Source organism: Phorcysia thermohydrogeniphila, from assembly GCF_004339575.1.
Lineage (GTDB): Bacteria > Aquificota > Aquificia > Desulfurobacteriales > Desulfurobacteriaceae > Phorcysia > Phorcysia thermohydrogeniphila.
Window position 1 is genome coordinate 18,097 of record NZ_SMFV01000003.1, and the last position, 16,704, is coordinate 34,800.

The following is a 16,704-nucleotide window of genomic DNA, read 5'->3' on the forward strand; positions in this document are numbered from 1 at the left end:
AAGAATAGAACATGGATGTCTGGTATATCCAGCATCAATCCCTTTGGCTGGATATTAACCTGCTGCTACCTCAGCCTACGGGAGCTCCACGCAAGGAAAAGTCACTAACGAGATGATATAGTTGCGGAGATTAAAAAGGAGTCTGATAACCCTACTGAAGTCTTAAAAGCTCAAATTTACCCCTGTAGAGAGGATGTAAATGTCCTTATCTTCGGGTAAGAAGTGAAAGTTCTCTACACGATTGTAAGTAAGCCTGAAGTAAAATACTGAACTGTGGATTCTCAACTTATAGAACCCACCAAAGTCAAGACACTTGTTTATCTCAAAGCTGTAAATGTATTCCTTCTCGTTGTAAAGTTTATCTCTTACCTCATGCTTAACGAAATTATAAGAAAAGTTTAAGTTTCCCCAATTAAAGTCGTGTGAGATAGCGTAGTACAAGCTTTTTGAGTTCCCTCCAATAGCATTTCCAATGATGAAATCATGGTAGGTAAAGCCATCTGGATACATGTGATGGGTGTACCATACCCCCGAGTCATCGGTAGTCTCGGTGTACTCAAATCTAAGATCCGTCAATCCCGTTGTCAAAGAGATGCCAAATATGTGAGCTGCACTGGTAGGAAGCGGGAATCCGCCAGGTCCTGGTTTTACAGCGTCGTCGCCGGCGTGAACAAAATACACTTTACCACCCTTAAAGGGTTGAAATTGTAGTTTGCTAAGCCAATCGGCGTAGTAAGTGATATCAATGGAAGCATACTGATTGTTATCGTATACGTGAGCCTCAGGCCTTGGATCTTTAACGTTTTCATTGTTCGCAGTGAATAATTCCCAGAAATCATGCAATGAAGTGTAGTCGGGTCTTCCCTCTCCGCCAAACTGGATGGCTCTTGTTCCAGCAACCTCTAAGTTGTAAAATGGTCTCCAAGCTAATCTCATTCCCCAAACGTGGGCGTAAGACCTCTCCCTTTCTTTTTCTAACTCAGAAACAAATGTAGAAAACCTGTACTCACCTAACTTTTCAAATATCCAAGGAAGCTTCTTATATGAGTCGTTTTCAAGCTTAAACATTAGCCATGGACGGACGTTGTTTGTAAATATAAGGTCTCCGTTTTCAGCGTTCCCCCATATAACATTCTCCCTACCGAATAGAAAATTAAGGCCCTTAAAGTTCCAAGCTACGTAGGCTCTATTGAACCTTGGTGTATCTTGCCTGAGTTCTGGCTCAAGAAAGAACAAGATTCCCGAGTATCTGAGTTCTGAGGAAACGTTCATCCTGAAGTTGATACCCTCTTCTAAGTTAAAACCCTCTGAATAGGGAAGCCTGCGGTTATCAGAACCAGATAGAGTGTACAACTCCGTGTAAACGTTCCTTATCGGTTTAATGTAATTCCTACCTTTTCCGGGAAGGAAGAGGCTGTTTATATCCTCTTTAAACTCCGGGTAGAGTTCGTTGAAAATTTTCCTAGCAAGGTCTGGTGCTACGTTGCGGTTGTTATATATCTCAATAATGGCCCTTGCAAAATCCGTACGGCTCAAAGGTTTAAATGATAAATCTGTTTTCTTCACAAGTCCTACTTCTTTTGCCCTTTCAAGTAGTCTGTACTCCCTTTGGTATTGGTAAGGCGACACAAGCGATGAAATAGGCTTAGCCAGACTGCCTGTTGGCAGCAACCCGGCTATTAACAGTACCGCTATTGTAACTGCCTTGAGCTTCATACCACCTCACTTACAGCTTGGTGATTGTGTAAATCGTTATAGCACCTTGGTAGATAATTTGCATCACATCCTTTATGAGGGGTCTCCACATTGTTGGAACCTTTATCTCTGTTGGAACTATAATTGCATCTCCCGGCTGGAGGGTGTAATCAAGGATATCGCCGCTATCAAGGAGTATCCTGTTGTTTTCGTCATCCCAGTCAAAATTCAGCTTTCCATCTGAGCTGTTGCTAACAACAGAACCGTCCGCTTTTATGACAAAGATTTCCTTTTCGCTTGCATCTTTTGTCAATCCTCCGGCAAGAGCAATGTAGTCCCTTACAGTCATACCTGGCCTGTAAACGTAAGCTGTCGGGTTGTAAACCTCTCCAAAGACAAGGACGCTTCCCGGTTTCTTAGGAACGTAAATCCTGTCCCCATCTTCAAGCAAGATGTTGTAGGGAGAGTTTTTAAGTTCTTCCAGGTTAGAAGAAACGATAATTCCGGATATTCTCCCTGTAACTTGTGCTTTTTCTATCTCCTCAAGGAGTTTCCTTTTGGCCTCAAAAGCTGCCTGTCGCGCTCTTAGTTCCTCTCCTTTAAGGTCTGACTGCATTATGCCGGCTTCTTCCTTCTCAAGCTCTTGACGCATGAGTAGTATAGCCTTTGCTATCCTCTGTTTCTGCATTTCCCTAACAGATTCTCGTAGGATGATTATTCCTTGCGGGTAAGCATTCTCCCTAAACCCTCCGGCCGCTTTTAGAATATCGTAAAGTGTTGTCTTCTCGTTTATACGAAAGACTCCCGGCTTCTTAACGTAACCAGATACGTAAACTTTTTCTACTATCTCTTCCGGTTGAACCTTAGAAATAACAAGTCTGTCGCCAGGTTTGAGCGGGATATCGCACTCAGTATCCTTCTTTACGAGAAGGTCGTAAAGAAAGATTGACGCCACATTTTTCTTTAATGACTCTTCGGTCTCTACTCTTTCTTCCTTGCTTCCAAATTCTAAATATCCTCTATCCTGACGAAGTTGTTTTTGTTCTCCCCCCTTAAAATAGGTGTCTGGACTTCTCCTACTCTCCTTTCCTAAAACACCAGCCTTAAGGAACTGTTCTTCTTCTCCTTCATCTTTAGCTATAGAGTATCCCTTATTTCGCAGCTTGAGTAACTCCTCTCCTTCCTTTTGTGACGACTCTACCTTTTTCTCTTCTTCCTCTGCTAAATCGGAGCTGACTTTTCTAAAAATCTCTACCTTTAAGTTCTTAATATCATCAACAAACTCCGCCGAAGCCAAGGCCTCCGACAACTTGATACCATCATGATAGGGGACATAGTAAGACTTCTTAACAAGCCCCGAGACAAGGATGGGTGAGTAAAGATACTTAGGGTAGAACCTAATGACGTCAAGCCTCTTGATCTCAATGTCCGTCTTTCCATCAAGGATATCCATAGGCACAAACTTTTTAATTTCAACTATGTCAAGCGTACGGGGATCTCTTCTGTCTATTTCGGCGTAGTATAGGTTTGTGTTCATAAGGAGCATTTCAGGACTGAGTATATCTGAAAGCTTTATTCCATCGTGGTAGGCGTAAACTCCGGGATACTTTATTTCTCCCTCTACAACAAAGGCATCTTTTACTCTGTTGAAATCAACGTTTTTTACTTCACCAAACTTGTACAGGGTAATTCTGTCCCTTGGCTTTAGAACGATGTCCCTCTTTCCGCTTAAAACCTCTTCAGGTGAAAAGGTTATATACTCAGGAATAGCACCGGGAGGATACTGCCTCGTTATGAGAGCAAACTTCATGTTAGAATCTGGGAAAAATAGGTCAGGTTTCAGGATTTCTGAGAGTTTCATCCCTTCTCTGTACTCGTAAAGTCCCGGATAAGGAGTATAGCCCTCAATCCTTACTGCATTACGGGGAACGGTTTCTATGGATTTCACAACCAGAACGTCACCATCCTGAATTTTTATGTTCAGGAACGACTTATCACTAAGGTTTCCATCTATTATGTCCAAGAAACTATTGTTCTTGAACCTTTGTATTGTCGCTCTGTACCTGTAACTAGAAGGAAGGAGACCTCCTGCCATTTCTATGAGGTCCTCTACAGTTTCCCCTCCCTTTAATTCATAGATAGCCGGTCTTTTGACCTTTCCGCCAATTCCCGCTACTTTGCCAATCGGTCTTACAAATATTACGTCCCCGTCCTTCAGCTTTATATCAACAGGCTTGCCGTATAGGAGGAGTTTGTAAAAGTCTATATGGATTTCCTTCGTTCCTGAAGGTGTTTTCCTCGTTATAACAACGTCCCGAAGGCTTCCAGATTTTTTCACTCCACCGGCTAGCATCAGGGCGTCAATGACCGTGTTTATGCCAGTAACAACGACAGCTCCCGGCCTTTCTACCTCTCCAGAAACGTAAACAGGGAATGTCCTTAACCTTCCAACCGTTAGCTTTATGTTCGCTCCTACTGCGTTTGAGATAACCTTTTCAGCTTCTCCTAAGGACATTCCCCAAACGTAGAAGACCCCTATCCCTGGGATGTATACTTTTCCTTCTCTGTCAACGACCAAGCTCTGGATGGCTGAAAGATCTATTCCGGGAGGATTCCCTATTACGTAAATGAAAAGCTGATCTCCGGGGCCTAAAATGTAATTTCTGTCAACTGGGGCTGATACCGGGAACTCTGGTTTGCCTTTGAAAAACTCGTAGCCAAACTGCTTAAGCTGAATTCCAAGTTTTTCTGTCCTTAAGTAAAAACTCTCTTCTATAGGAGAAAGCTGTGAGGAATTTGTTTCGTTTACCTCTTCCTCCCTAACTTTCTCCTCTTCTTTTGTTCTCTCTATACTCTCTCCCTTTGCACTTTTTTTAGGTAGGTAATCTTCTGGAATATTAGACCCTTGGATTCTTTTAGGAGACTCAGCTTTTGCAGTTAGAGACGTTTCATCCGGTAACTTTTTTACAGCTTCAGGCGTCACCGTATACGGTGACAATGGAAACTTTTCGCTTGCCTGTGCTACTGAAACCGATATCCCCGCAAACACCATTGTTATGGCTATAAGAAATTTACGCATTTACCTTTTCCTCCTCTCTCTTCTTTTTCACGTTTTCCAACCACTCCCTGAAGAAAGCTGCAAAGATCCCCAAGAACAGTCCGGAGACAAATCCAACAGTTACTATCAGGCCTTTTTTAGGTTTGTACGGCTTATCTCTCGGTGGAATGTACGGAGGGTCTATTACTTGAAATGAAATTTGCTCCTTCATTTCCTGAGCTTTTGCCATTTCGTACTCACCTGCAAGGGTTACCAGCAACTGCTTCACTATTTCCATCTGGGTTTGAAGCTTTTGGAGATTAAGCTGATAGTCCGATACGGAAACATAACTGCTCTTTCTAAGAGTGTTAAGGTGCGCTTTCAGCCTTTCTATCTCCTTCTTTAGTTTCTCTATTTCTGCTTTCTCAGGAACATTGGACTTTAGATCCTCAAGATCATGGTCACCTATGATAAATGGAACATCTTTAATTTTCCCGTTCATGAAGTCCTTGTATATTCTCTCAAGTTCCTGGTACTTTTCTTTAGCTAAAGCAAGTTGTTTTTCAACGTAAATTCTGTACTTCTTTGCCAACGTAAAAGCTTTTTCATTGAGAATATTCCGAGCTTCTTTGAGGGCTGTAATGGCTATTCTATAGCTCATTTCCGGGTCTTTCGGAAAATCAACGGTAAGGGTTACAACGCCCGTTTTCTTATCGGTGGATACGGACATAAAATCCTCAAGCTTCTTAGCACCGTCAATAAGAGTTGGAGGAGTTTCATCTTCAGCAAGTTTCCAGCTTTCCGTAGTCTCATCCCACTTGTCAGGAAAAAGAACAGGTAGAAGGTTAAGGTCTTTTACAATCCTTTCTCTTAGTATTCTACTGTTTAAAACCGATTCAACGGTTATTCCCGCCTGCCCTCCCGGCAAAGGAATGGAAATAGGAAGAGACGAAAGAAGAGAAGATAATTTTGAACTTTGTTCTCCCCCCAAGGGCATCAGCGAGGCTTCCGTTCGGTAAGTGGGAGGCAGAACAAAGCAAAGAACAAGAGCAATTGTGGTGAAAAGGACAGTAATTCCTATTACTGTTTTCTTTCTTCTTTTAAGGGTAAGCCAGAGCTCATACAGGTCTATCTCATCATCAAAGGTTTCAGGTGGCAGGTTTTCTGGCTTCAAGTTTTCCTCCGGGCTTTTAACGTAGTGGTTTATATTATAACCTTGTAGAAAAGGGAACACTGCTTTGAGGATAAAATGGTAACGGTTCATTTAAAACTCCACGAGGAGCTACCGCCCTTTTAAAAAGTTTGGTTTACAGAAAAATTTGCGAGAAAGCCCTGCTTTTCAAAGCAGAAATGAATCGCACGGCGTAAGCCGTTGAATCTGAAAACCGTTGGAATAGATTATAGACTATGGTTCAGACAAAAGCAGAAAGAATTAAAAACACCCTAAGACGAACCCGTGAAAGGAGAAAACACCAAATTCCCCGTGTCTATCAACTCAAACTCCAGAACCTATCAAAAAAAGACGAGGAAAAACTGAATAGACTCTTCCTTGAAGCTAAGTGGTTCTACAACTGCATAGTTGCAGACATTGAAAACCGTCTAAGCGGTAACACTTGGAAACTCAAAGAAGTAGAAATCAAAACACCAGAAGGACTTGAAAAGAGAGAGATAAAACAGCTTTCATCACATATGAGACAGGGAATAGTAGAAAGGATAAAGAGAAGTCTCTACTCCCTCAAAAAAGCAAAAGAGAAAGGAATCAAAGTAGGAAAACTCTCCTTTAAGAGCGAAGTAAGGAGCATACCACTAAAGCAGTATGGAACAACCTACAAGATTTCGGGAGACAAAAATAGAGTAAAGATACAGGGGATAAAGAAAAAATTCAGAGTTTTAGGACTTCATCAGATACCGAAAAGCGCAGAACTTGCAGAAGCTCAGCTTGTAAAGAAACCGTCTGGATACTACCTACACGTAGTCTGCTACCTTCCGAAAAAAGAGGTTTTAAAAGAAATCAAAGAGAAACAGGTAAAAGAACCAGTAGGGATAGACTTAGGAATAAAGCACCAATTAACCCTATCAAACGGAGAGAAATTTAGTTGGTATATACCTGAAACAGAGAGGCTAAAAAAGCTTCAAAAAGAACTCTCACGAAAACAGAAAGGGAGCAAGAGGTATCAGAAGATAAAGGAGAAGATAAGGAGAGAGTGGGAATACATCAACAACAAGAGGAGAGATGTTCAGAGCAAGGTAATAAGCTACCTCAAGAAGTTTCTCCTTATAGCGGTTCAAGATGATAACATCAAAGGATGGAAAGAAGGGTATTTTGGGAAACAGATACAAAACACAGGGATAGGAGGAATAACTGCAAGACTAAGAAGTCTTGCGACTCTTATCCCTGTAGTGTTTGTGGATAGGTATGAACCGACGACACAAGTCTGTTCTTTTTGTGGGAACAGACAGAAGATTTCTCTATCTGAAAGGACATTCAAGTGTCAAAAGTGTGGTGTGGAGATAGACAGGGACGTGAATTCGGCGAGGAACGTACTGAGGGTGGCGCTAAGTAGGCTGGCAGATCCTTTAAAGTCCGCCCTACCCGTGGACTGCGGGGAAGTAACACCCGTGGAGTGGGTGTATAGCCCACGATGAAGCGGGAAGCCCCTCACTTCGGTGAGGGGAGGAAGTCACTCAAGTAACAGGGTTTTTGCCGTGAAGGGAAAGAGCGTATACATCTGTCAAAACTGTGGATACAAAACCTATAGATGGACAGGGAAGTGTCCTGAATGTGGTAGTTGGGGTAGTTTTGTTGAGGAAGTCGTAGTCTCTGCCCCTAAGAAAACAAGAGCTGGATGGGTCAAACCTTCCACATCCGAACCGCTTCCACTTGAAAGGATAGGCGAAAAACAGGCTGAAAGAATTCCAACCGGACTAAAGGAGTTTGATAGAGTTCTTGGAGGAGGAATCGTAAAAGGTTCTGTTTCTTTAATTTCAGGAGAGCCGGGAATTGGAAAGTCTACATTTTTGCTCCAGATTTCAGATATCTTTTCCCAAAGCGGGAACGTACTTTACGTTACAGCAGAGGAGTCTCCTGAACAGATTGCTCTGAGAGCAACAAGGCTCGGAATTAAGAGTAAGAATTTATTCGTCCTTGCAGAGAATAATTTGCAGGAAGTAGAAAAGCAGGTTGAGAGGATAAAACCAGAGCTCGTAGTTTTTGACTCCATACAGACGCTTTACCTTCCCTACATAGAGTCTGCTGCCGGCTCTGTTTCTCAGGTAAGGGAGTCTGCTGCCTTTATCACAAACCTATGCAAGGGTAAGGGAATAACAGCTTTCATAGTCGGTCACGTAACGAAAGAGGGAACAATTGCAGGTCCTAAGGTCCTTGAGCACATAGTTGATGCCGTCTTTCAGTTTGAGGGAGACAGGGGTTACAACTTTAGGGTTTTCAGGAGCTTAAAGAACAGGTTCGGCTCAACTGGAGAGCTTGCCGTTTTTGAGATGACGGAAAAGGGCCTTGTTGAAGTTTCTAACCCCTCTGAATTTTTCCTATCGGAAAGGCCTACCGGAAAGCCGGGGTCTGCTATCTTTGCCGGAATGGAAGGAAGCTGTCCAATACTGCTTGAGGTTCAAGCACTTGTAACAAGAGCAGTATTTACAACTCCCCAGAGGCGAGCTAAAGGAATTGACTCAAACAGGCTATCAATCATAGTGGCGGTAATTGAAAAGGAATTGGGTTACCCTTTGAGGAACTTTGACGTTTTTGTCAACGTTGTCGGCGGTGTGAAGGTAAACGAACCGGCAGTTGACCTTCCTATAGCCGCAGCCATTATCTCAAGCTATTTAGACAGACCCATCAAGGAAAATCTCGTTCTTTTTGGAGAAATTGGACTTACAGGGGAGGTGAGGAAAGTAAGGCTTGAAGAGCTCCGCCAGAAAGAGGCCGAGAAAAACGGCTTTGAGGTTTTAAAAGGTATCAAGACTATCTCGGAGCTCCCCGAAAAAGCGCTCGTTTAGGAGGCAATAGACGGAGTTCTGCACTCTCCCTTTTTCGCCTTTTTATTGCTGTACATTCTCTTATCGGCAATCTTTACAAGTTCCTCTATGTCGGTACTATCTAAAGGAGCTACAGCAATTCCGTAGCTAATAGAAACATTAAACTCCCTAAACTTATCTTCCACCTGTGCCTTCAGTTCTTCAAGCCTATTCTCTATACGTTCTTTTCTGCACCTTGAAACGACTATAAGGAACTCGTCACCGCCTATCCTCGCAACAACATCACCTTTACGGAACTTGCGTCTTATTAGTTCAGCTATTTCTTTTAGAGCAAGGTCTCCCGCCGAATGACCGTGAAGGTCGTTTATGTACTTAAAGTTGTCAAGGTCTATGTAAACAATGCAGAGGCTCTTTATCTCTCCTCTCTTTACTTTCTCAAGCTCTTGTCTAAGGTAGGCAAAGGCAAAGGTTCTGTTGTATAGACCTGTCAACGGGTCTCTAATAGCAGTATTGTAAATTCTATCAAGGTAACTTTTCATCACTGAAGAGTAAACGTAAACGAGAACAAGGAAAGTCATGTAAACCGCTACGGCCTGAAGAAGCGTTATTTGGCTATAAGGAGTTACTTTAAAACCTGAAGATGAGAAAAATAGGATAGAAAAAAGGACAATAATGAATAACAAGTTCCAGATGGCTGCTACGCGGGAGCTTTTTAAAAAAAACGAAACCAGAGGAAAAGTAAAAACCCAGAAAATACCAGTTCCTCTTATACCTCCGGTAAGAAGAAGAACTGAAAAACATAAAAACAGAACAAATAGAAAAAGAGTAGATGAGAGTGAAAAACTAAATTTTCCAAGCTTAAATAGCACAAGATTAATAAGTAAAGCGATTCCAAAACCTACTTCAATTACACCAAGGTAAGGTGTAAAAAGAACTATATTAGCCAAGCCAAAAAGTATAAGCATAAATGCTGCGGTTGCTAAAAAAATAACGAGACTTTTTCCCCTTAACCACAATCCATTTTCTCTTTCCATTTTCCATTCCGCTTATAGGTAAAGAATGATTTTAGCAGCTTTCCCCTCGTGTTAAATCTACCCCTATGGTGTTTATTTTAAGGGACCTCCCCGCAGGAAGGTCCCAATTCCACTTAAGCTCCCCTCTCTACTTTTTCTATTGTGTAACACTCTATTACGTCACCAACTTTGATGTCGTTAAAGTTTTCTAGACCAACTCCACACTCGTAACCAGCCTGAACTTCCCTAACGTCGTCCTTAAAGCGTTTCAAGGAAGCAATCTTTCCGTCGTAAACAACAACTCCATCCCTTACAAGTCTTGCCATTGCGTTCCTTCTTATGACTCCATCCTTCACGTAACAACCAGCAACTGTTCCAACCTTTGGAACTTTGAAGGTTGCCCTGACTTCCGCAGAACCGAGGTAGACCTCCTTCTCCTCAGGAGCAAGGAGACCCTGCATTGCCTTCTTGACTTCGTCAATGATGTCGTAGATAACTCTATAGGTTCTTACGTCTATCTTTTCCTGCTCAGCTGCCTTCCTTGCAGAGGAATCTGGCCTTACGTTGAAGCCTATAACGATGGCATTAGAGGCCGCTGCCAGCATAACGTCGTTCTCGGTTATAGGACCAACGCCAGCGTGGATAATCCTGACCTTAACCTCGTCCGTAGAGAGCTCCTCAAGGGATTTCCTTATTGCCTCAATTGAACCTTGAGCGTCAGCCTTAAGGACAACGTTGAGTTCCTTAACCTCTCCAGCCTGCATCTGGGAGAAGAGCTCTTCAAGGGATACCCTCTTCTCCTTCTCAAGGGCAGACTCCCTTGCAAGCTCCTGCCTCTTCTCGGCTATCTTCCTTGCCGTCTTCTCGTCCTTCACCACGTAAAACTTGTCACCGGCAAGGGGAACGCCATCAAGGCCGAGAACCTCTACCGGCATAGAAGGTCCGGCCTCTTTTACGGAATTACCCTTATCGTCAAACATTGCCCTAACTTTACCGGCGTAAAGGCCGGCAACAATGGCATCCCCAACCTTTAACGTTCCGGTCTGGACGAGGAGGGTTGCAACAGGTCCTCTCTTCTTATCAAGTTTTGCCTCAAGGACAACGCCACGGGCAGGCTTGTCGGGGTTGGCCTTGAGCTCCATAAGCTCAGCCTGTAGGGCTATCATTTCAAGGAGCTCGTCAACCCCCTCTCCGGTCCTCGCAGAGACCGGAACCATTATGGTGTCACCGCCCCAGTCCTCAGGAATGAGGCCGTGCTGGGTAAGCTCCTGCTTAACTCTTTCAGGGTTCGCACCGGGCTTGTCTATCTTGTTTATGGCAACAATTATCGGAACACCTGCAGCCTTTGCGTGGTTTATAGCCTCAATAGTCTGGGGCATAACTCCGTCATCGGCAGCAACAACAAGGACGGCAATATCTGTAACCTGAGCACCGCGGGCCCTCATTGCCGTGAAGGCCTCGTGTCCGGGAGTGTCCAAGAAGACGAGCGTCTTTCTGCCTTCGCTGGTATCTACCTCTACTACCGAAGCACCTATGTGCTGGGTGATTCCTCCAGCCTCTTTTTCTGCAACCCTCGTGTTTCTTATATAGTCAAGGAGTGTGGTTTTACCGTGGTCAACGTGCCCCATTACTGTGATAATTGGAGGACGGGGCTTTAAGTCCTCTTCCCTATCGGGAGTTTCCTCAAGCTCCTTTTCTAAGGATTCAAGCTCTTCTTCTCCTTCTAGCTTGGCCACCTTGCCGTACTTCTCGGCAAGTTTTGCCGCCGTTTCAAAGTCTATCGGCTGGTTTATAGCTACAAACTTTCCAAGAGCTATTAAGTCCTGAAGAAGCTGAGTCGGCTCAACGCCAAGTTTTTCAGCAAATTCCCTTACGGAGATAACCTCAGGTATGACAACTGTTTTAGCTCTCTCCTCTTCCTCAATGAGCCTCTGGAGCTGTTCTTCTTCTGACAGCTCCTCAAAAGGTACCTCAGCTATCTGCTCCTCTTTCTTTTTCTTCTTACGTTTCTTCCTCTTGGCGCGGTTCTTCTCCTCTATTCTGCGCATAAGCTCTTCAAACTTCTTCTGGTCCTCAAGCTCCTTCTGCTCCCTCTTCCTTTCGGCAAGGATTTCCTCGGCAGTTTTGTGCTTTTCTTTTTCCCTCGGCTCCTTAGTTGAAGCAACAAGCTTTTCAAGCTGCTCTCTAGTTACCTTTTCAGGAACAGGTTTCCTCCTTTCCTCTCTATCAGGCTTTTTGAACTTTTCTCTCCTACGAGGTCTAGCCTCTTTTTTCTCTTCTCCTCTCTCTTCTTTCCTGAAAGGTCTTCTCCTCCTACGCCTTCTCCTAGCAAGCTCCTCAGGAGAAAGGATTCTAACGTCAGAGGTTCTTCTCCTACCTCTATCCTCTTTCCTTTCCTCTTTTCTAGCTTCTTCTTTAGTTTCCTCTTCCTTTTTCTCTTTCTCACTCTCTACTTCCTCAGCCTTTACTGCAGGAACAGGAGGAGCAACAGCCTGAGCAACCTCTTCCTTAGGCTCAACCTGCTCTTTTTGTTCTGGCCTCTCCTCCTTTTCAGGCTGAGGAGCTACTACTGTTTCCTCTTCCTTTTTCTCCTCAACAACTTCCCTCGCCGGAACTTCAACAGGCTCCAAGAACTCCTTAACGAGCATTACCTGCTTTTCATCAAGGCTTGAGCTCGGGCTCTTAACCGGAATCTCAAGCTCCTTCAGCTTCTCTATCAGCTCTTTTGAGGACATACCCAGTTCTTTCGCAAGCTGATGAACTCTTACCTTTGCCAAAACAAAACCCCCATTCTAAAGCGGTTAAAACCTTGATAGCATAATATAGACGGCGGGCAAATTATATCAACAGTTTAACTGAAAGGCATCCTCAACGTGAAATACGGTAGATATTTCTCCGTCCTCTATTCCGATTACGTCAAACCTAACCGCTTCGTAAGTGAGCTCCGTTTCGTTCAAGAATTTAAGGGCAGTTTTTATTATTTTCTTCTGTTTTGTCCTGTTAACAGTCTCCAGAGGAGTAGATTGGGCTCCCTTTTTCCTCAATTTTACTTCAACGAACACTATTGTTTTTGTTGACGGGTCAAAGGCAATTATGTCAATTTCGCCGTAGGAGCTCCTGTAGTTTCTCCTTATAATAGAGTAACCTCTCTTCAGTAGATACCGGGAAGCTATCTTCTCCCCCTCTCTTCCTTTCTCCTGCGACCTTCCCAAAGCTCCTCCTGTGGATAGGGGTCACCCCTAAGGATTTTATCGCTTCTAAGTGGTGCTTTGTAGGATAACCTTTATGTTTTTCAAAGCCGTAGCCGGGAAAGAGCTTTGCAAGCTCTTCCATTATAAAGTCCCTTGTTACCTTTGCCACTACGCTTGCACAGGCACAGGAAAAGCTCTTTTCATCCCCCTTTACGAGAACAAGGCTTCTCTCTTTAAACTCTTCTACCCTTAGGTAGTCTGTTATGAGAAAATCGGGAACTACAGAAAGGTTTTCAACTGCCCTTTTGACAGCAAGGAGAGTTGCTCTGTAGATGTTCAGTGAATCTATCTCTATTGAATCTGCAAAGCCGATACCAACGGAAACTGCTTCCTTAAAAATCCTGTAAAAGAGCTCTTTTCTTTCCTTCGCTTTCAGTTTCTTAGAGTCCTTAAATAAAAAAGGATTGACGTCCTGCGGGAAGATAACGGCTGCAGCCACCACCGGCCCAGCAAGTGGCCCTCTTCCCGCCTCGTCAATCCCGGCGACGAACCTATACCCTTTTGACCAGAGCTCTCTCTCAAAACAAAGGATTACTTCTTTGTCATCCACTCTTTTTTCTCTTTAATCTTGGCAGCCTTACCTTTGAGCTCCCTGAGGTAGTAGAGTCTTGCCCTTCTTACAATACCTCTCTTAACAACCTCAATCTTTTCAATTACCCTTGAGTGAAGGGGGAAGGTCCTCTCAATTCCAATACCGTAAGAAACCTTCCTAACGGTAAAGGTTGCGTCTGTTCCAGTACCACCCCTCTTCCTTATAACAACTCCTTCAAAAACCTGAATCCTCTCCTTATCCCCTTCCTTTACCTTAACGTGAACCCTTACGGTATCTCCCGGCCTAAAGTCTACCTTAAGCATATCTTCTCTCATGTATTTTTCCTGCACCGCCCTCATAAGAGCGTCAAGTCCGCCCAGTGCCATAATAGACCTCCCGATGGTAATAAAAAGCGCCTGCAAATTTTATGGATTTTTCAGGAAAAGTCAAGGAAAAATAAAAATGGTGCGCCCGGCAGGGATCGAACCTGCGACCTCGAGATTAGGAATCTCGCGCTCTATCCTACTGAGCTACGGGCGCACAGCAGGATAAAAAGATAGGAAATCGGATTTGCTCTGTCAACTTGTTAGCGTTAAAATTCAGCAAAACTTTCGGAGGTAAAGCGGTGTTAAGGTTTTACACGGCTGGAGAAAGCCACGGTAAAGGGATATTTGCATACCTTGAGGGTATTCCGGCAAACTTTGAAATAGACTTTGAATTTATTAATAGAGAGCTCTCCCGCCGCCAGAAAGGCTACGGTCGCGGCGGAAGGATGAAGATAGAGAAAGATAAGGTAGAGTTCCTTTCCGGAGTTAGACTCGGAAAGACCCTTGGCTCTCCCATCCTTATGGCCGTCTGGAACAGGGATTTTGTCAACTGGACGGAGATTATGAAGCCAGAGCCGGGGGAGCTCCCAGAAGAGAAGAAGGTCACCCGTCCCCGTCCCGGCCATGCAGACTTAAGCGGCGTTTTAAAGTATAGAACCGATGACGTAAGGAGCATCTTGGAACGCTCAAGCGCAAGGGAGACGGCAGGAAGGGTAGCAGCCGGAGCTCTCTGCAAGGATATCTTAAGAAATCTCGGTATAACCGTAGGGAGCTACGTTATTTCTATCGGAAAAGTAGAAGTACCAAACGACTACCTTGAACTTTCATACGAGGAGCGCTTTAAAAACGCTGAGAGCTCTGAAGTGAGAATTCCCTTAAATGATTCACAGCTTGAAGGGGCCTTTAAGAAAGAGATAGACAAAGCCAAAGCTGCAGGAGAAAGCCTCGGAGGCGTATTTGAGGTCTTTGCCTTGGGTTTACCTCCGGGAATAGGCAGCCATACCCAGTGGGATAAAAGGCTTGATGGAAAAATCGCTCAAGCGTTAATGTCAATTCAGGCGATAAAGGGCGTTGAGATAGGTATGGGATTTGAGGCTGCAAGAACTCCCGGCTCAAAGGTTCACGATGAGATTTTCTACTCTCCTGAAAAAGGATTTTTCAGGGAAACCAACAACGCCGGCGGCCTTGAAGGGGGAATGACAAACGGAATGCCTATCCTTGTAAGGGCTGCAATGAAGCCTATACCGACCCTCTATAGTCCTTTAAGAAGCGTTGACGTAAGGACAAAAGAGCCGTTCTTGGCCTGTGTTGAACGCTCTGACGTCTGTGCCGTTCCGGCGGCGGCAGTGGTTGGTGAGGCAATGCTTGCAATAACTATCCTTTCCGCAATCTTGGAGATGTTCCCTTCAGACGATTTTATAAGGCTAAAAAGGTGGTGGGAGGAGTATAAGAAAGAAGTCAAAAGCTTTTAGCACAGGGGGAGCTCCCCATCAACATAGATTCCTCCCGTCTCTGGGAGGAATCTTAACTTTACGCCGAAAAACTCTACTCCGGAGGAAAGAGCTCTTTTAAAGCTTTTAGCAAAAAGGGGGTCAGTTCCGGCATTTGGAGAAAAACAACTACAGGGCCTAAAAGCTAAGAAAAGAACTCCTGTCCTGAATCCCCTTTGACGCAAGAGAATAAGTTCCTGCAAGTGTTTCCTTCCCCTTTCTGTTGGAGCGTCCGGGAAAAGACAGGTACACCCCTTAACAAGGTTACACCCTTTAACTTCAAGGTAGAAGTTACCGTCTATAAGAAGGTCTATCCGGCTCTTTCCGTGCTTAACCTCTTTTCTTATTTCCTTCGGGTAAAAGCCAAGGAATCCCTCTCTTATGAGCCTCTCGGCTATTAGTAGGTGAGCCGGAGTATGAAGAAAAACCCAGTCTTCACCACTCTTTACTGCTACGAGCTTATAGTCAAGTTTACCCTTTGGGTTTTCTGCTAAAAGAAGGGGAGAGCCGGGAAGGAAGAGCTCCTTTAGCCTTCCCGTGTCAGAAATGTGAGCTTTTCTAACTCCAGTTTTGGTTCTAACTAAAGCGCAGAACCTGTTGATTCTTTCAATCAAGCTTGCAAAAGTCAGCTCTTTAAAAAGCTCCTTAACGTTCAAGACCTCATAGGGCCTTCTGGACTTCAAAGTCTATCTCCTTACCAAGGTGGCCGGTAGCGTTAGCAACGTGAATAACAACTCTCTTGGTAGATGGCTCATACTCAAGGACTGTAATTCCACAGTTTGCCTGCTTAAAGGCCCAGAACTTGTTAAGGTCTACACCGAGGAGGTAACACATTAAAACCTTGTTTGTAGCATCGTGTCCAACTATGACGATAAGGTCATCCTCACCGTGTTCCTTTACTATCTCTTCAAAAGCCTTAACAGCTCTGTCGTAAACGTCTTTAAGGCTCTCGCCACCCTCCCCGGGCATCTTTACTTCTGCTGGCCTTTCTCTCCAGAGTTTCAGGAGCTCCGGATACTTTTTTTCAACCTCAGAAGCTAGCATTCCTTCCCACTCACCGTGGTCAATTTCCTTAAAGCCTTCCTTTACCTTTACCTCTAAGCCATGATGTTTAGCTATTTCCTTAGCCGTATCAAGGCACCTTGAAAGAGGACTTGAGTAAACAGCCTTAACGGGAAAGTCTTTCAAGGCCTCTCCGACTCTTTTAGCCTGTTCCTTTCCTTCCTCGTTTAAGGGAATGTCCATCTTCCCCTGATACCTTCCTTCTGCGTTCCAAACGGTCTTTCCGTGCCTTACGAGAATAACTTTTGGCATTCCCAAACCTCGCTTTTCCGATATTTTGCTCAGGGAATTATAGGACAAAAAAA

Annotated in this window: 13 protein-coding genes, 1 tRNA gene and 1 pseudogene; 3 read left to right on the forward strand and 12 right to left on the reverse strand. The window is 44.2% G+C overall.

Going from position 1 to position 16,704, the window contains the following annotated elements:
- Positions 1-162 precede the first annotated feature (162 nt).
- Genes CLV27_RS04370 through CLV27_RS04380 form a run of 3 tightly spaced genes read right to left on the reverse strand, consistent with a single transcriptional unit; the run spans position 163 to position 5,906 of the window.
- Positions 163-1,716: a capsule assembly Wzi family protein gene (locus CLV27_RS04370; protein WP_132526215.1), complete on the reverse strand. Its 1,554-nt coding sequence runs from the start codon at positions 1,714-1,716 to the stop codon at positions 163-165.
- A 10-nt stretch (positions 1,717-1,726) separates the two neighbouring features.
- On the reverse strand, positions 1,727-4,774 hold the full coding sequence (locus CLV27_RS04375) for an SLBB domain-containing protein (protein WP_132526217.1): 3,048 nt from the start codon (positions 4,772-4,774) through the stop codon (positions 1,727-1,729).
- Positions 4,767-5,906: a GumC family protein gene (locus tag CLV27_RS04380; RefSeq protein WP_165863678.1), complete on the reverse strand. Its 1,140-nt coding sequence runs from the start codon at positions 5,904-5,906 to the stop codon at positions 4,767-4,769. The genes CLV27_RS04375 and CLV27_RS04380 overlap by 8 nt, the downstream gene beginning before the upstream one ends.
- A 233-nt stretch (positions 5,907-6,139) precedes the next feature.
- Here CLV27_RS04380 and CLV27_RS04385 point away from each other — a divergent pair, with 233 nt between their 5' ends.
- Together CLV27_RS04385 and radA are read left to right on the forward strand one after the other, a co-directional pair.
- Complete coding sequence (locus CLV27_RS04385) at positions 6,140-7,378, forward strand: RNA-guided endonuclease InsQ/TnpB family protein (protein WP_132526221.1); 1,239 nt, start codon at positions 6,140-6,142, stop codon at positions 7,376-7,378.
- 21 nt (positions 7,379-7,399) lie between these two features.
- Complete coding sequence (radA, locus tag CLV27_RS04390) at positions 7,400-8,746, forward strand: DNA repair protein RadA (RefSeq protein ID WP_243644873.1); 1,347 nt, start codon at positions 7,400-7,402, stop codon at positions 8,744-8,746.
- Here the strand turns inward: radA and CLV27_RS08495 are convergent.
- The 7 genes and pseudogenes from CLV27_RS08495 to CLV27_RS04420 form a co-directional block, all read right to left on the reverse strand.
- Positions 8,743-9,303 (reverse strand): GGDEF domain-containing protein, encoded by a 561-nt coding sequence (locus CLV27_RS08495; RefSeq protein WP_165863679.1) that lies wholly within the window; start codon positions 9,301-9,303, stop codon positions 8,743-8,745. The two genes, radA and CLV27_RS08495, sit on opposite strands and share 4 nt — an antisense overlap.
- A 30-nt stretch (positions 9,304-9,333) precedes the next feature.
- Positions 9,334-9,759, reverse strand: a pseudogene (locus tag CLV27_RS08660) (hypothetical protein); the annotation flags it as partial.
- A gap of 113 nt (positions 9,760-9,872) precedes the next feature.
- Positions 9,873-12,515, reverse strand: a complete 2,643-nt coding sequence (gene infB / locus CLV27_RS04400) for a translation initiation factor IF-2 (protein WP_132526225.1) — start codon at positions 12,513-12,515, stop codon at positions 9,873-9,875.
- A 66-nt stretch (positions 12,516-12,581) separates the two neighbouring features.
- On the reverse strand, positions 12,582-12,950 hold the full coding sequence (locus CLV27_RS04405) for a YraN family protein (protein ID WP_132526227.1): 369 nt from the start codon (positions 12,948-12,950) through the stop codon (positions 12,582-12,584).
- On the reverse strand, positions 12,835-13,539 hold the full coding sequence (locus CLV27_RS04410; protein WP_132526229.1) for a ribonuclease HII: 705 nt from the start codon (positions 13,537-13,539) through the stop codon (positions 12,835-12,837). The genes CLV27_RS04405 and CLV27_RS04410 overlap by 116 nt, the downstream gene beginning before the upstream one ends.
- Positions 13,521-13,880, reverse strand: coding sequence for a 50S ribosomal protein L19 (gene rplS / locus CLV27_RS04415; RefSeq protein WP_132526664.1), 360 nt, complete (start codon positions 13,878-13,880; stop codon positions 13,521-13,523). Before rplS ends, CLV27_RS04410 begins: the two co-directional genes overlap by 19 nt.
- A 104-nt stretch (positions 13,881-13,984) precedes the next feature.
- Positions 13,985-14,061: transfer RNA gene (locus tag CLV27_RS04420), tRNA-Arg, on the reverse strand.
- 85 nt (positions 14,062-14,146) lie between these two features.
- Here CLV27_RS04420 and aroC point away from each other — a divergent pair.
- Entirely contained in the window at positions 14,147-15,319 is a 1,173-nt protein-coding gene (aroC, locus tag CLV27_RS04425) for a chorismate synthase (protein ID WP_132526231.1), read from the forward strand.
- Here aroC and sfsA read toward each other — a convergent pair.
- Entirely contained in the window at positions 15,316-16,020 is a 705-nt protein-coding gene (sfsA, locus tag CLV27_RS04430; RefSeq protein ID WP_132526233.1) for a DNA/RNA nuclease SfsA, read from the reverse strand. The two genes, aroC and sfsA, sit on opposite strands and share 4 nt — an antisense overlap.
- Positions 15,998-16,651: an alpha-ribazole phosphatase gene (cobC, locus tag CLV27_RS04435; RefSeq protein WP_132526235.1), complete on the reverse strand. Its 654-nt coding sequence runs from the start codon at positions 16,649-16,651 to the stop codon at positions 15,998-16,000. Before cobC ends, sfsA begins: the two co-directional genes overlap by 23 nt.
- Positions 16,652-16,704: the final 53 nt, after the last annotated feature.

Excerpts from the sequence above, each read along its gene's own strand:
- rplS (WP_132526664.1), bottom strand. The coding sequence starts at position 13,880 with ATGAGGGCGGTGCAGGAAAAATACATGAGAGAAGATATGCTTAAGGTA.
- CLV27_RS04385 (WP_132526221.1), top strand. The coding sequence starts at position 6,140 with ATGGTTCAGACAAAAGCAGAAAGAATTAAAAACACCCTAAGACGAACC.
- CLV27_RS04370 (WP_132526215.1), bottom strand. The coding sequence starts at position 1,716 with ATGAAGCTCAAGGCAGTTACAATAGCGGTACTGTTAATAGCCGGGTTG.
- CLV27_RS04375 (WP_132526217.1), bottom strand. The coding sequence starts at position 4,774 with ATGCGTAAATTTCTTATAGCCATAACAATGGTGTTTGCGGGGATATCG.
- CLV27_RS08495 (WP_165863679.1), bottom strand. The coding sequence starts at position 9,303 with ATGACTTTCCTTGTTCTCGTTTACGTTTACTCTTCAGTGATGAAAAGT.
- cobC (WP_132526235.1), bottom strand. The coding sequence starts at position 16,651 with ATGCCAAAAGTTATTCTCGTAAGGCACGGAAAGACCGTTTGGAACGCA.